The organism is Streptomyces olivochromogenes (assembly GCF_021538895.1).
Taxonomy (GTDB): Bacteria; Actinomycetota; Actinomycetes; order Streptomycetales; family Streptomycetaceae; genus Streptomyces; species Streptomyces olivochromogenes_A.
Genome location: NZ_JADDRL010000053.1, coordinates 49,104 through 62,677, shown reverse-complemented (window position 1 = coordinate 62,677; position 13,574 = coordinate 49,104). Strand labels below are relative to the sequence as shown.

The 13,574-nt window shown below is 71.9% G+C and carries 11 protein-coding genes and 1 pseudogene; 7 read left to right on the top strand and 5 right to left on the bottom strand.

What is annotated here, in order from left to right:
- Together IPZ69_RS25665 and IPZ69_RS25660 are read left to right on the top strand one after the other, a co-directional pair.
- A pseudogene (locus IPZ69_RS25665) lies at positions 1 to 257 on the top strand (hypothetical protein); the annotation flags it as partial.
- Between the two features lie 54 nt (positions 258 to 311).
- On the top strand, positions 312 to 1,046 hold the full coding sequence (locus IPZ69_RS25660) for a bestrophin-like domain (RefSeq protein ID WP_235456826.1): 735 nt from the start codon (positions 312 to 314) through the stop codon (positions 1,044 to 1,046).
- 120 nt (positions 1,047 to 1,166) lie between these two features.
- Here the strand turns inward: IPZ69_RS25660 and IPZ69_RS25655 are convergent, their stop codons facing one another.
- Positions 1,167 to 1,586: a hypothetical protein gene (locus IPZ69_RS25655; RefSeq protein WP_374293886.1), complete on the bottom strand. Its 420-nt coding sequence runs from the start codon at positions 1,584 to 1,586 to the stop codon at positions 1,167 to 1,169.
- An 894-nt stretch (positions 1,587 to 2,480) separates the two neighbouring features.
- Between IPZ69_RS25655 and IPZ69_RS25650 the strand changes: the two genes are divergently transcribed.
- A complete protein-coding gene (locus IPZ69_RS25650; protein WP_235456822.1) occupies positions 2,481 to 3,152 on the top strand; it encodes a class F sortase in 672 nt (223 codons plus the stop codon).
- Between the two features lie 30 nt (positions 3,153 to 3,182).
- Here the strand turns inward: IPZ69_RS25650 and IPZ69_RS25645 are convergent, their stop codons facing one another.
- Both IPZ69_RS25645 and lysX read right to left on the bottom strand, forming a co-directional pair.
- Positions 3,183 to 4,022: a polysaccharide deacetylase family protein gene (locus tag IPZ69_RS25645; protein WP_235456821.1), complete on the bottom strand. Its 840-nt coding sequence runs from the start codon at positions 4,020 to 4,022 to the stop codon at positions 3,183 to 3,185.
- Between the two features lie 136 nt (positions 4,023 to 4,158).
- On the bottom strand, positions 4,159 to 7,449 hold the full coding sequence (gene lysX / locus IPZ69_RS25640; protein WP_235456820.1) for a bifunctional lysylphosphatidylglycerol synthetase/lysine--tRNA ligase LysX: 3,291 nt from the start codon (positions 7,447 to 7,449) through the stop codon (positions 4,159 to 4,161).
- A gap of 89 nt (positions 7,450 to 7,538) precedes the next feature.
- On the opposite strand from lysX, the gene IPZ69_RS25635 reads away from it, so the two are divergent.
- Positions 7,539 to 8,015 carry a universal stress protein gene (locus IPZ69_RS25635; RefSeq protein WP_235456819.1) on the top strand — a complete coding sequence of 159 codons (477 nt, stop codon included), beginning with the start codon at positions 7,539 to 7,541 and terminating at the stop codon, positions 8,013 to 8,015.
- Here the strand turns inward: IPZ69_RS25635 and IPZ69_RS25630 are convergent.
- Positions 7,951 to 9,210 (bottom strand): MFS transporter, encoded by a 1,260-nt coding sequence (locus IPZ69_RS25630; RefSeq protein ID WP_235456818.1) that lies wholly within the window; start codon positions 9,208 to 9,210, stop codon positions 7,951 to 7,953. The genes IPZ69_RS25635 and IPZ69_RS25630 overlap by 65 nt on opposite strands.
- A gap of 241 nt (positions 9,211 to 9,451) precedes the next feature.
- Between IPZ69_RS25630 and IPZ69_RS25625 the strand changes: the two genes are divergently transcribed.
- A complete protein-coding gene (locus IPZ69_RS25625; RefSeq protein WP_235456817.1) occupies positions 9,452 to 10,873 on the top strand; it encodes an amino acid permease in 1,422 nt (473 codons plus the stop codon).
- A gap of 19 nt (positions 10,874 to 10,892) precedes the next feature.
- On the opposite strand, the gene IPZ69_RS25620 is transcribed toward IPZ69_RS25625, so the two are convergent.
- Positions 10,893 to 12,053, bottom strand: coding sequence for a CapA family protein (locus tag IPZ69_RS25620; RefSeq protein WP_235456816.1), 1,161 nt, complete (start codon positions 12,051 to 12,053; stop codon positions 10,893 to 10,895).
- Positions 12,054 to 12,281: 228 nt separating this feature from the next.
- On the opposite strand from IPZ69_RS25620, the gene IPZ69_RS25615 reads away from it, so the two are divergent.
- Complete coding sequence (locus IPZ69_RS25615) at positions 12,282 to 12,830, top strand: sigma-70 family RNA polymerase sigma factor (protein WP_235456815.1); 549 nt, start codon at positions 12,282 to 12,284, stop codon at positions 12,828 to 12,830.
- A gap of 154 nt (positions 12,831 to 12,984) precedes the next feature.
- Complete coding sequence (locus IPZ69_RS25610) at positions 12,985 to 13,500, top strand: hypothetical protein (RefSeq protein WP_235456814.1); 516 nt, start codon at positions 12,985 to 12,987, stop codon at positions 13,498 to 13,500.
- Positions 13,501 to 13,574 lie beyond the last annotated feature (74 nt).

The following is a 13,574-nucleotide window of genomic DNA, read 5'->3' as shown; positions in this document are numbered from 1 at the left end:
GGCCCACGCCGAAGGCACCACCTCCGCCCGCGCCCCGGCCGGTCCCGCCGCCGCCCGCACCGGCACCGCGGCCGACTCCGAAGCCGACCCCACCGCCCAAGCCCAGCCCGCGTCCCTCGCTCACCCCGGTGAGCTATCCGCGGTACCAGCCCCGGCCGACCGGACGGCCCTCGCCCGGCCGTACGTCCCCGGTCACCTACGTCCTGCTCATCACCGTTCCCGCGGTGGTCGCCGTCGCCGCGCTGCGTCCGCGCTGACGCACCGTTCTCTGGAGGAACCCGTTGTCGGATTGGCTTGTTCTCGCCCTCGCCATGCTGGGCGCGTGTGCCGTGGTGGTCGTCATCACCCTCGTTCGGCACCGCACGGCGTCCGAGGACGACGATCCCACCGAGACCCCCGACGTCATCGAGTACATGACCATGTGGATCGGCGTCGTCTACGCCATCGTGCTGGGTCTGGCCGTGGCGGGCGTGTGGGAGGCACGCAGCGTCGCCCAGGACCACGTCCAGGCGGAGGCCCAGGCGCTGCACGAGATCTCGGAGCGGGTCCGGGTCTACCCGCCGGACGTCCGTAACCGCATTCGGGAGGATGTCAACGCTTATGTCGGACACGTCGTGACCACCGAGTGGAAGACGATGGTCGACCACGGCAGCCTCACCAACCGCGGCACCGAACTGCTCGGCCGGGTCCGCGAGGACGTCACGGACTACGCACCGAAGTCGGACTTCGAGGCGCAGGCCTACCAGCCGCTCCTCGACCAGGTCGCCGCGGCCGACCAGGCGCGCAACGCCCGGGCCGACTCGACCGGGGCGACCATGCCGGGCGTGGTGTGGTTCGGACTGCTCACCGGAGGCGCGGTCACCGTCGCCATGGTGTTCGCCCTGCAGATCCGCCGCACCCGGCGCGAGCTCATCCTGGCCGGGCTGTTCTCCGCGACGATCGCCTTCATGCTCTTCCTGATCTGGGACTTCGACGCGCCCTACAGCCGGGGCATCACGGCGACGGCCCAGCCGTTCCTGAGTCTCTTCCCGCATATCAAGGCGTGAGGTCCCGCGCCGTGTCCCCACAGGCCTTCGCCCCGGGGTCCCTGACGGGACCGGGGCGAAGGCCTGTCGGTGTGCGAGGTGTTCTTCGAAGGGATGCCACCCGGCAGCGGGGCCGCCGGGTCAGATGCGCCGCTCCTGCCTGCGACGCAGCAGGAACACCCCGCCGCCGATCACGGACGAGGCCACCAGACCGCCGCCGATGGCCATGTCGGTCTTCGTCGCCCCGGTGGAGGAACTGCCGCCGAGGCCGCCCAGGACGCCACCCATGACGGTGAAGGCCCCCGGACTGGTGAGGGTCCGTCCGTTGCAGTTGACCGTGATGTCGTACCGGCCGGGACGGGCGTCCCGGTTGACGGTGGCGAAGCCGCTCGACTGGTCGTTCCCGCCGTTGACCCCCGACAGCGAGGGAGAGCGGAAGGCCTGCGAGGACGCGGTGCCGCCGCCCTGGCAGCCCTGGACCATGATGCCGAGCCGGCCCCCGGGGGCGATCACGTTCGGCGAGGCGATGATGTTCCTCGCGAAGCCGCCGAAGTCGTCGATGCCCGGTCGGAACCCGGTGGTGTTGCCGACGGAGCCGTTGAGGCCCACCCCGTCGTTCCAGACCCCGTTGTTGTTCCCGACGCCGTTGTTGTTCCCGACACCGTTGCCCGGGCGGAACCCTTCGTTGTTGCCGATCCCGTTGGGGTACCCGTTGGGGAACCCGTTGCCGAAACCGTTGTTCGGGCGGAACCCGTTGTTGTTGCCCAGGCCGTTGTTCCCGAAGCCGTTGTTGTTGAAGAAGTTGTTGTTGAAGACGTTGTTGCCGTCGCGGTCGTTGAACCCCGGCCGGAACCCGTTGTTGGGCAGGTTGTTGAAGCCGAACCCGCCGATGCCGACGCCGACCCCGCCCACGCCGAAGCCGTTGACGCCGCCGACCCCGTTGCCCAGAACGGACGTGTTGTTGTTGCTGCTCGGACCGCCCGGGTTGCCCGGAACGGCCGACTCGTTGCTGCTGGGGCCGCCCCCGTTGCCCACCGTGCCGTCCGCGACGGCCACCGGCGCGGTGACCCCGAGGGTGGCGACCACGGCGGCCGCTGCCGCCAGGGCGCGTGAGTTTCCCATGTGATCCTCCGCGGGAGGCACCCCGGGACCCGTCCCCGGTCGATCGGCGAGAAAGCACCTCCCGTACAGACCCTCAGATGTGCGGAACACGCCCGCATTTCGAGAATGGTCCGTCCTGGTGAGGGAACATGCCCGATAAAAGCCACATGATCGGATATTGTCGCAGGTCACGGACCGTCAGAAAATTTCCGGTCGACGGCTACTCGGATGGCGCAGCAAAGGCCTTTCGGGCCACCCGTTCGTACCTGTCCTCGTCGCCGCTCGCGTCGAGGGGTCTTAGCGTTTTCGTATGCGCGAATGACGTGGCGAAGGCCGCGCCGAGAGGGGAAGCGAATGTACGGGTCCGAGCTCTCCGAGCTGTTCGCGGAGGAGGAGCGGCAAAGGAAGCGTGCCCCATGGGGCGTCATAGCGCTCGTTCTGCTGACCGGTCTCGCACTCATTCGGAACGGTTCCGGGGAGTTCGACGTGGGACCGCCGCAGCCCGCACAGGCGGCGGCCATGGACAGCCGTGTGCCGGGCGCCGTCGTCGCGAAGGCCCCGGACGCGCTGCCGTTCGCCGCCGCCGACCGGGTGAGGATCACCGCGATCCAGGTCGACGCGCCCGTGCAGCCCGTCGGCCTCGACGCGAACGGCTGGGTCGACGCGCCTCCCCCGGAGAACCCGAACCTGGCCGGCTGGTTCACCGGCGCCGTCTCGCCCGGCGAGAAGGGCACCGCCGTGATCGTCGGCCATGTCGACAACAAGCAGGGCCCCGCCGTGTTCTACGGGCTGGGCTCCCTGAAGAAGGGGAACCAGATCGAGGTCGGCCGCAAGGACGGCAGGACCGCCGTGTTCGAGATCTACGGCGTGGAGGTGTTCGCGAAGAGCAACTTCCCCGGCGACCGCGTCTACGGCTCCAAGGGCACGCCAGAGCTGCGGGTCATCACCTGCGGGGGCGGTTTCTCCAAGCAGCACGGCTACGACGGGAACGTCGTCGTCTTCGCCCGCCTGGTCGGGGTCCGCTGAGCGACCCCCGGCCGGGCGGGCGGCGGGCGGTCAGCCGAGCGCCCGCCTCGGTACGGTCGGGTGGTAGCCCTGGTCCAGGAGGAACGGCAGATAGGTGCGCAGGGCGCGGACGCTCTGCGAGCGGTCGCCGCCGGCGTCGTGGGAGAGCACGACGACACCGGCACCGGCACCCTCCTCGATCCGCTCGATGATGGTGCCGGTGCCGGGGGTGGTCCAGTCGAGGCTGTCGACCGTCCAGGCCAGCGGCTCCATGCCCAGCTCGGCGCCGAGCTGGAAGGCGGCCCGGTTCCAGGCGCCGTAGGGGGCGCGGAACCACAGCGGGCGTTCCCCGTAGGCCTCCTCGATGACGTCGCTGGTGCTCTCCATCTCGGTGCGGATGCGGGAGCGGCCGAGCTCGGTCAGGAGCGGGTGGGACCAGGTGTGGTTGCCGACGACATGGCCCTCGTCGGCCATGCGGGCCAGCAGATCCCGGTTCCAGTCGGCCATCTCGCCGCAGACGAAGAACGTGGCCCGGACGTCGTACTGGGCCAGGGTGTCCAGGATGTGCGGGGTGAAGTCGGGGTCGGGGCCGTCGTCGAAGGTCAGGAACATGTGGTGGCCGCGCCCGGACATGCGCAGGATCGGTTCGCGCCGTACCGGGGTGCGGCCGGGTACGGCGCGGGTGGGCCCGTTCTCCGTCAGGGGCCTCAGCCGGTAGACGGAGGGTTGGTGCGGACGGCTCGCCGGGGCGCCGGCGGCGGGCGCGGCCGGCCGGGCGGGGGCGGTGTCCGAAGGGCCGGAGAAGAGCAGACCGGCCGTGCCGGCCGCCCCCAGGGCACCGGCGCCGGCGAGCAGCAGCCGGCGCCGTGTGAGCAACTGATCCTTCTGCATGCCCCATCAGTCGCCCCGCGGGCGACGGGCGCACCGCAGCGACACCGCTGTGGCGTCGGGAAACACCCGCTCGGCCCACTAGGGCCTGTCGTCAAATTCCCGTCGTCGCCCGAAGGGCGGCCCTGCCCGCCGCAGGTCAGCGGCGGCGGACCAGCGGGAAGGGCAGGGTCTCCCGGATCGTCAGGCCGGTGAGGAACATGACGAGCCGGTCGACGCCGATGCCGAGTCCGCCGGTGGGCGGCATGGCGTACTCCAGGGCGTCGAGGAAGTCCTCGTCCAGTTCCATCGCCTCGGGGTCTCCCCCGGCGGCGAGCAGCGACTGGGCGGTGAGCCGGCGGCGCTGTTCGACGGGGTCGGTCAGTTCGGAGTAGGCGGTGCCGAGTTCGGTGCCGAAGGCGACGAGGTCCCAGCGTTCGGCGAGCCGCGGGTCGGTGCGGTGCTGCCGGGTGAGCGGGGAGACGTCGGTCGGGAAGTCCTTGTAGAAGGTGGGCAGCCGGGTCGTTCCCTCCACCAGGCGCTCGTACATCTCCAGGACGATGTCGCCGTGGCGGTCGTCCGCGGTGTAGGGGACGTGCGCGCGTGCGCACAGCCGGCGCAGGCTCGGTACGTCCGTGCCGGGGTCGATCTCCTCGCCGAGCGCCTCGGAGACGGCCGCGTACACCGTGGTGACGGGCCAGCGCCCGGAGATGTCGTACTCCTCGCCGTCCTTGCGGACGACGGGCGCGCCGAGGGCGGCGGTGGCGGCGCCCTGGATCAGTTCACGGGTGAGGTCGAGCATCACGTCGTAGTCGGCGTGCGCCTGGTAGGCCTCCAGCATCGTGAACTCGGGGTTGTGCTTGTGGTCGACGCCCTCGTTGCGGAAGGTGCGGCCGAGTTCGAAGACCCTCTCCAGACCGCCGACGCACAGCCGCTTCAGATACAGCTCGGGCGCGATGCGCAGATAGAGGTCGAGGTCGTAGGCGTTGATGTGGGTGGTGAAGGGGCGGGCGTTGGCGCCGCCGTGGATCTGCTGGAGCATCGGGGTCTCGACCTCCAGGAAGCCGCGCTCCAGCAGCCCCTGACGCAGGGCCTGTACGGCGGTGGAGCGGGCGCGGACCACGGCGCGGGCGTCGGGGCTGGTGACCAGGTCGAGGTAGCGCATGCGGACCTTGGTCTCGGGGTCGGCGAGGCCGCGGCGCTTGTCGGGCAGCGGGCGCAGGCATTTGCCGGTCAGCCGCCAGGAGGCGACGAAGACGGTCGGCTCGCCCTTGTCGCTGCGGCCCGCGCGACCGGTCGCGGTGAGGTGGTCGCCGATGTCGGTGTCGGCGGTGAACCGGCGGAGGTCGGGTCCGAGCGCGGCGCGGGTGAGGGCGAGTTGACGGTCGTCGGACCAGTCGCGCAGCACCACGAAGACGATGCCGCCGAAGTCACGGACCAGCATGACGCGGCCGGCGACGGTGACCTCCGCTCCCTCGGCGGCCTCGACGATCTGGGCGACCTCGGCGAGGCTGTGGGTGGGCGGGGGGACACCCACGGGGTAGGGGTCGATGCCGTCCGCGCGGAGCCGGTCGAGGGTGTGGTGCCGGACGCGGACCTGCTCGGGCAGGCCCGTGTCCGGGGCGGCGGGCCCGGTCTCGCCCCCTCCGTCGAGGCCGAGCTCCGCCAGGGGCGGCAGGCCTTCGGTGGTCGCGGGCCGCTGCCCGGCCTTCGGGTGCCCCTTTTCCCGGAGTTTGCGCAGTGACGGTACGGAGACGAAGCCTTCGGCGATGGCGGAGGCGAGGCCGATGCGGGCGAGGGAGGCGGTCTCGCCGTAGCAGATGAAGCGCGGGTACCAGTCGGGGTGGTACTTGGCGTTGGAGCGGTACAGGGCCTCCAGTTGCCACCACCGGGAGAAGAACAGCAGCAGGCGGCGCCACAGTCTGAGGACGGGTCCGGCGCCGATGCGGGCGCCCTCCTCGAACACCGAGCGGAACACCGCGAAGTTGAGTGAGATGCGGTGCACGCCCACTTTCGGGGCGGCCGCGCACAGGTCGGCGACCATGAACTCCATGACGCCGTTGGGGGCGGTGCGGTCACGGCGCATCAGGTCGAGGGAGATGCCGTCGCGGCCCCAGGGCACGAAGGAGAGCAGGGCCAGGAGCCGGCCGTCCGCGCCCAGCGCCTCCACCAGGAGGCAGTCGCCGTCGGCCGGGTCGCCGAGCCGGTCGAGCGCCATGGAGAAGCCGCGTTCGGTCTCGGTGTCGCGCCAGGCGTCGGCCTTGTCGACGACCTGCTCCGTCTCGGCGTCGGTGAGGTCGCGGTGGCGGCGGACGCGGCAGGTGGCGCCGGTGCGCCGCACGCGGTGCACGGCCTGCCGGGTGACGCGCATGTCCCGGCCCTCCAGGTCGAAGCCGGGCACGTGCAGGATCGCCTCGTCGCCGAGTTGGAGGGCGCCGAGCCCGGCGCGGGCGTAGGCGGTGGCGCCGTCCTCGGAGGCGCCCATCACGGCGGGCGCCCAGGCGTGCCGGCGGGCGATGCCCAGCCATGCGGCGATGGCGTGCGGCCAGGCCTCGCGGTCGCCGACGGGGTCGCCGCTGGCCAGGCAGACACCGGCCTCGACGCGGTAGGTGACCGCGGCCTTGCCGCTGGGCGAGAAGACGACGGCCTTGTCGCGCCGGGTGGCGAAGTAGCCGAGGGAGTCGTCCTCGCCGTACGTCCGAAGGAGGGCGCGGATACGGGCCTCCTCGTCGTCGTGCAGGGCGGCCTCCAGGCGCTGCGAACGGAACAGCGTGGCCGCCGCGTTCAGCAGGGCGAGGGCGCCGAACAGGCCGAGCAGGAAGGTGACGAAGCGGGGCGGGCGGCCGCCGAAGGAGCGGGCCGAGACCAGTCCGCCGCACACCCGGTCGGCGGCCCAGCCCAGATGCTGGGTCGGTGGCAGCGTGCCGGGGAACAGCGCGACCAGGCCCCAGCCGATCAGGATGGCCACGGCGAGCCCGGCCAGCAGCACGGCGAGGGCTCGCCACACGGCGCCGCGGCGGGAGGCGGCGTAGAACTCCCCGCGGGCCACGACCAGCAGGAGGAGCGCGAGCCCGCACACCACCAGGGACGGGAGCGACTGGGCGTACAGGCCGAGGGCGAGGCCGAGGACGTCGGAGAGGACCAGCAGGCCCAGGTAGACGACGACCAGCCACCAGGCGACCTTCTTGCGCGCGCCGGTCGCGGCGGCCAGCAGGAACAGGAAGACGGCGTAGGCGAGGTTGGCGCTGACGGGGACGATGAGCAGGTCGAGGGTGCGCACGACCGGGCGCAGCAGGACGCGCAGCGGGGCGATGAACGCGAGCAGGCCGCACAGCAGTCCGAGGGCGCCGAAGAAGGTGGCGAAGCCTTCCGGCACCCGGCTGAGGAAGCCGCTCGCGGGCCGGCGGCCCGCGGTGTCCTTGCGGGGGGCGGCCGCCACGGTGGCACTCATGTTCCGACTGTAGGAAGGCCGCGGGCAGCGCGCCCGTCGAGCGGCCCGCGGCGGTCCGCGGACCAGGGGATTCCGATAGCCTCACAGCCGTGAGGGAACAGCACGGGCACGAGCAGCACGCGCAAGGGTTCGAGCGGGGCACCGACGGTCCCAAGGTCATCGTGGTCGGCGTCGACGGCTCCGATTCCTCGCTGCGGGCCGCGGCCTACGCGGGCGGCCTGGCGCGCCGGCAGCGCGCGCTGCTCGCCGTCGTGTACGTGCAGCCGGTGCTCACGGCCGGCGCGGCGCTCGGGGCGCCGGTCGCGGAGACGACCGACGAGATCGCCGAGGACCTGATCGCGCAGATCCGGGCGGCGGCCGAGCGGGTCAAGGGGATCTTCGACATGCGCTGGGAGTTCCACACGTTCCGCGGCGACCCCTACAACGGTCTGGTCAAGGCCGCGGACGAGCTCAAGGCGGACGCGGTGGTGGTGGGCGCCTCGGAGCAGGCGGGCCACCGGATCATCGGCTCGGTGGCGATCCGGCTGGTGAAGGCGGGGCGGTGGCCGGTGACGGTGGTGCCGTAGCGGGCGCCTCCCGTTCGGGCCTGCCCAGCAGGAGCGGGGTCGCGAGGAGCAGCACCCCGGCCACGGCGATCGCGGTGCGCGGGCCGGTCAGCGCGGCGAGCGGGCCCCACAGGGCGGTCAGGGCGGCGATGGTGGCCTTGCTGGTGACGGACCAGGCGGAGAGGGTGCGGGTGATCCGGTCGGCCGGGGTCCGGTCCAGGCGGTGGGTGGCCAGCACCGGGTTGAACACCGCGCAGCAGGTGATCAGGCCGAATTCGACGGCCATGACGAGGAGCAGGCCGGGGATTCCCGGGCGGACGAAGGCCAGTCCGACCGGCCAGCAGGCGCGCAGGGTCCCGGCGGTGCGCAGGACCCGGCGCCGCCCGTAGCGGGTGACGAGCGGGCGGGCCAGCCGGGAGCCGAGCAGGCCGCCCAGGCAGGGCACGGCGAAGGCCAGGCCGTACTGCCAGGGCGGGAAGCCGAGCGGGCCGAGCATGAGGACGGCGAGCAGCGGCGCGGAGACCATGATCAGGCCGTTGACCAGGACCGTGTTGAGGAAGAGCGGGCGCAGGGCGGGGCTGGTCAGGATGTACCGCCAGCCCGCGAGGAGGTCCGCCGCGGTGGTGCGTGGGGTGTCCGGGCGGGCCGGACGTGGCTCGGGTCCGCCGACGGCGCGGAGGCCGGCGGCCGACAGGAGGTAGCTGAGCGCGTCGGCGGCCACGGTCGTCACCGGTCCGAAGAGCCCGATCGCGGCGCCGCCGAGCGGTGGGCCGAGCACGGTGGCGGTCCAGGTCGTGGACTCGAACCGGGCGTTGGCGGCGAGCAGGTCCTCCGGCGGTACGAGGCCCTTCAGGAACGCTCCGGAGGCCGCGTTGAAGGTGAGGTCGGCCGCCGAGACGACGACGGAGACGACCAGGAGCTGGGTGAGGCCGAGCCCGCCGAGCGCGAAGGCGGCGGGCACGCTCAGCAGCGCGGCGCACCGCACCAGGTCCATCGCGATCATCACCGGCCGTTTGCGGCGGAACTCCACCCAGGGCCCGAGCGGCACCGCCACCGCCGCCCCCGCCGCGAGGCCGGTGGCGGCGAGCGCCGACACCTCGGCCGCCCCGGCGTGCAGGACGAGGACCGCGATCATCGGGAAGGCGTCGAAGGCCAGCCAGGTGCCGAGGGAGCTGACTCCGTACGCGGCCCACAGCCACCCGAACCGCCGCCCCATGCACAACCTCCCGTTGACCCCGGCCATCAAAGCGGGCGGGCGGCGTGCGCATCAAACAACCGGCACGGCCAGGGCCACAACCATCCGTTGTACGACCGGCACGGCGGCGTGGCCCGCGACCGTCGCACGGCCCTGGACACCCCCGTGGGCCGAGACCGTGCGTGGCGCCTTTCGTGGGGCGCGGCCCTGAGCCATCATGATCGGCCGTCAGCCGTTTCCCGCCGGCGAAGAGGTGAGGCACATGCCCAGGCTCCACATGGGCGAAGGCATTCTCCGTCGCAAACCCATCGAACACATCGAGGACACGGAGATCACCGAGGGCGCCCGGCTCGAACGGACGCTCGGCCTCTGGCAGCTGACCGCGATCGGCGTCGGCGGCATCATCGGCGCGGGCATCTTCACCCTCGCGGGCACGGTGGCCAACCAGGTGGCGGGGCCCGCGGTGGTCGTCTCCTTCCTGATCGCCGGTCTCGCGAGCGCGGCGGCGGCGCTGTCGTACGCCGAGTTCGCGGGGCTCATCCCGAAGGCGGGCTCGGCCTACACCTACGGGTACGCGGTGCTCGGCGAGTTCGCGGGCTGGTTCATCGGCTGGGACCTGCTGCTGGAGTACACGGCGATCGTGGCGGTGGTCGCGATCGGCATCTCCGGGTACTTCGGCTTCCTCGTCGAGCAGCTGGGCGCGAACCTGCCGGCCTGGATGCTGGGCGCGCCGGGCACCGGGCACGGGCACCGGATCGACCTGTTCGCCGCGGTCCTGTGCCTGCTCATCGCCTGGCTGCTGAACCAGGGCATCCGCAGCGCGGCCCGCTTCGAGACGACGATCGTCGTGATCAAGGTGCTGGTGGTGCTGCTGGTGATCGGCGTCGGCGTCTTCCACATCGACGCCGCGAACTACCACCCGTTCTTCCCCTATCACGTCAGCGGGGCGTTCACCGGTGCGGCGACCGTGTTCTTCGCGGTCTTCGGGTACGACGCCATGTCGACGGCGGCCGAGGAGTCCAAGGACGCGCAGCGCCACATGCCGAGGGCGATCATCTACTCGCTCGCGATCTCGATGGTGCTGTATGTGGCGGCGTGCCTGGTGCTGACGGGCATGCAGCACTACACGGAGATCGACCCGGAGAGCGGCTTCTCGACGGCGTTCGAGTCGGTGGGGCTGAGCGGGCTCGCGAACGTGATCGCGGTGGGCGCGATCATCGGCATCCTCACCGTGATGTTCACGTTCATGCTGGGCGTGACCCGGGTGTGGTTCAGCATGAGCCGCGACGGACTGCTGCCCGCGTGGTTCGCGAAGACGCACCCGACGCGGCACGTACCGACGCGCGTCACCTGGATCGTCGGGGTCGCGTCGGCCGCCCTCGCCGGGTTCGTCCCGATCGGCGAGGCGGCCGAACTCACCAACATCGGCATCCTGCTGGCGTTCGTGGTGGTGTGCACGGCGGTGATCGTGCTGCGCTACCGGCAGCCCGATCTGCCGCGCACCTTCCGCACCCCGTGGATGCCGTTCGTGCCCGCCCTCGGCGTCGTCTTCTCGCTCTGGCTGATCACGTTCCTGCAGTGGCAGACGTGGGTGCGGTTCGCCGTGTGGTTCGTGGTCGGTGTGGTGATCTACTTCGGCTACTCGTACCGGAACTCCAAGCTGGCGGCTGCCCCGCGGGCCTGAACGCCCCGCGGACAGGGCGTCAGCCGCCCATGACCAGACCGTCCTTGGCGGCGCCCCGGCCGAGGACCACGTCCCGGATCCGGTCGCGCACGAACGTGAAGTCGGCGCCCTGGGCGATGGCCGCGTTCAGGTCCACCACGCGGCCGGCGTCGAGGTCGAACATCTGCGGGACGAACTCGGCCCTGGTCACCTCCCAGCGGCCGCCGGGCTTGGCGGGCGGGGCGAAGGTGAAGCGGCCGAGGGTGGACTCGTTGGCGCGCGGGTCCCGGTTGCCCTGCTGGTCGGTCATCTCGCCGGCGATCTGGTCGCCCAGGCCGTAGACCACCCAGGTGCCGTTGATCTTCTCGTACGCCTGTGGGACGTGCGTGTGCGTGCCGAGGATGAGGTCGATGTCGGGGCGGCCGCCCGAGCGCGAGGCGGTGAGCCGCTTGGCGAGGGCGAGTTGCTGCTCGTCGGGGTCGTCCCGCCACTCGGTGCCCCAGTGCAGGGAGAGGACCACCACGTCGGCACCGGCGGCCCGGGCCGCGCGGGCGTCGGCGACGATGCGCTGCTCGTCGATCAGGTTGACGGCCCAGGGCTGGCCCTGCGGCAGCGCGAGACCGTTCGTGCCGTACGTGTACGACAGGTGCGCCACCTTCGCGGGCCCCGCCGGCAGGAGCGTGGCGGTGCGGGCCTCGCCCTCGCTGCGCGCGGTCCCGGCGTGCCTGAGGCCCGCCCGGTCCATGGCGTCCAGGGTGCGCCCGATGCCGGCGGCGCCGTCGTCCAGGGAGTGGCTGGAGGCGGTGGAGCAGCCGTCGTAGCCGGTGGCGACGAGGCCGAGGGCCACCTCCGGCGGGGACTTCAGCAACGGGTAGCCGGAGTAGTCGCCGTTCGCGCCGTAGACGCTCTCCATGTGACACAGCGCCAGATCGGCGCCGGCCACGACCGGTTGCACACCCGACAGCATCGGGCGGAAGTCGAAACCCTGGCCACCCGCGTCGAACTGGGCCCGCTCCATGACGGAGGCCTGCGGCAGAACGTCGCCGGAGGCGACGAGCGTGAAACCGCGGGCGACGGGCGGGGCCGCCCGGCCGGGCTGGGCGGGCTGGGTGGGGTCCTGCCGCTCGTGGGCCTGGCAGGCGGCGCCCGCCGCGAGGAGGGCGGTCAGGGCCAGCGCCGCGGTTCGTCTGCGCGTGATCATCGGTTCACCCCAGAGATGCCGAATGCCGGATAACCGTATTTACTGCTCTATGGGTACGAATCTGGCCGCCCCGGCAAACGGCCCGGGCACCCTCATTAACCCGTCCGGTGTCCGCCAAAGGGGTCTGACGGACCGTTCGTCGCACCGTTCGTCGACGCGATCGACCGTCCGCCGCAGACCCGTGTGCGCACCCTGTCCACGCGACAGCCCCTGCGGTGGCATACGGCCATGACGGCCGGAACCACCCTTCCCGACGGGACGACGACCGCCGAGCACGAGCTCGCCGCGCTCCAGCGCGAGCACGGCCGACCCCTCTTCGCGCTGCTGCTGCGGCTGTGCGACGGGGACCGGCAACGGGCCGAGGACCTCGTCCAGGAGACCTTCGTACGCGCCTGGCAGCACCCCGAGGCGCTGCGCGCCGACGCCTTCGAATCCGTACGGCCCTGGCTGCTGACCGTGGGTCGGCGGCTCGCCATCGACGCGCGCCGGGCCCGGCAGGCGCGCCCGCCGGAGGTCGGCGACGCGATCCTGGAGAACGCCCGGGTGATCGCCGACCACGCCGAACGCTCGGCCGCCGCGCTGGATGTCCGCGAGGCTGTGAAGACTCTCACTCCGGAGCACCGTGAAGTCCTGGTGCTCGTGTATTTCCGAGGGGCGAGTGTTGCGGAGGCCGCGCAGTCCCTGGGAATCCCGCCCGGTACGGTGAAGTCGCGCGCTTACTACGCGCTGCGCGCCCTGCGCAGGGTGCTTCCGGGATACGCGGCCGACCTGCGATGAAACCCACGTCCATGCAAAGCCTTCGCAAAGTGCCTTGCTGAGGACCACGTTTGAGCAATCAGCTGTCTTCATCCGTGTTCCGGAAGGAGCCCGGCGACCGGAGCCCCGGCCCGGGTTCGGGCGACGCGTACGCACCGGAGGAAGGCAGGAAGGGATGCTGCACAGAGGTCAAGAGAGCACGGACGGCACCGGCGGCGGTGAACTGGTCGTCCCCATGGCGTGGTTGTACGCGGAGTACATCGCCGACGAACTGCTGCGCACCGGCGACCTGATGCCGCCCACGTCCTTCGAGTTCCGCGCCGGCCGCGACGCGCTGGCCCTGACCATCTTCCTCTCCGACACCGACGGCGAACTCTCCGGGATCCGGGTCGTCACCCAGCTGGAGACCTGGCTGTCGCTGACGGCGTACGACCAGCCGTGGCAGGACTGGGTGCGCGAGCGCATGGCACAGCTCGGCGCCGAGGCGGCCGCGACGGGATCCCCCTCACCGGACCTGGAGCTGGCGGCGGAGGCCTGGCGCTGGCTCCAGGAGACCGAGCTGCTCGCCCCGGACCTGGACGCGGTGCCGGGGGGTGGATCCGTGGTCGGGGAAGAGGACGGGCCGAAGGTCTGGACCCCCGCCTGGCAGCTCGGGCTGCCCCTCGGACACCTGGCCATCCATCTTTTTTGAGGTTCTTCGAAGAGGGACCAATCCGCTGCCCCGGCCGCTCCGAATCCCTTGATTACGATTCTGTACGTGGCTTG

Bases quoted from the DNA above. Each gene is read 5' to 3' on its own strand.
- IPZ69_RS25660 (WP_235456826.1), top strand. From the start codon at position 312: ATGCTGGGCGCGTGTGCCGTGGTGGTCGTCATCACCCTCGTTCGGCAC.
- IPZ69_RS25650 (WP_235456822.1), top strand. From the start codon at position 2,481: ATGTACGGGTCCGAGCTCTCCGAGCTGTTCGCGGAGGAGGAGCGGCAA.
- IPZ69_RS25645 (WP_235456821.1), bottom strand. From the start codon at position 4,022: ATGCAGAAGGATCAGTTGCTCACACGGCGCCGGCTGCTGCTCGCCGGC.
- lysX (WP_235456820.1), bottom strand. From the start codon at position 7,449: ATGAGTGCCACCGTGGCGGCCGCCCCCCGCAAGGACACCGCGGGCCGC.
- IPZ69_RS25630 (WP_235456818.1), bottom strand. From the start codon at position 9,210: ATGGGGCGGCGGTTCGGGTGGCTGTGGGCCGCGTACGGAGTCAGCTCC.
- IPZ69_RS25625 (WP_235456817.1), top strand. From the start codon at position 9,452: ATGCCCAGGCTCCACATGGGCGAAGGCATTCTCCGTCGCAAACCCATC.
- IPZ69_RS25620 (WP_235456816.1), bottom strand. From the start codon at position 12,053: ATGATCACGCGCAGACGAACCGCGGCGCTGGCCCTGACCGCCCTCCTC.
- IPZ69_RS25615 (WP_235456815.1), top strand. From the start codon at position 12,282: ATGACGGCCGGAACCACCCTTCCCGACGGGACGACGACCGCCGAGCAC.
- IPZ69_RS25610 (WP_235456814.1), top strand. From the start codon at position 12,985: ATGCTGCACAGAGGTCAAGAGAGCACGGACGGCACCGGCGGCGGTGAA.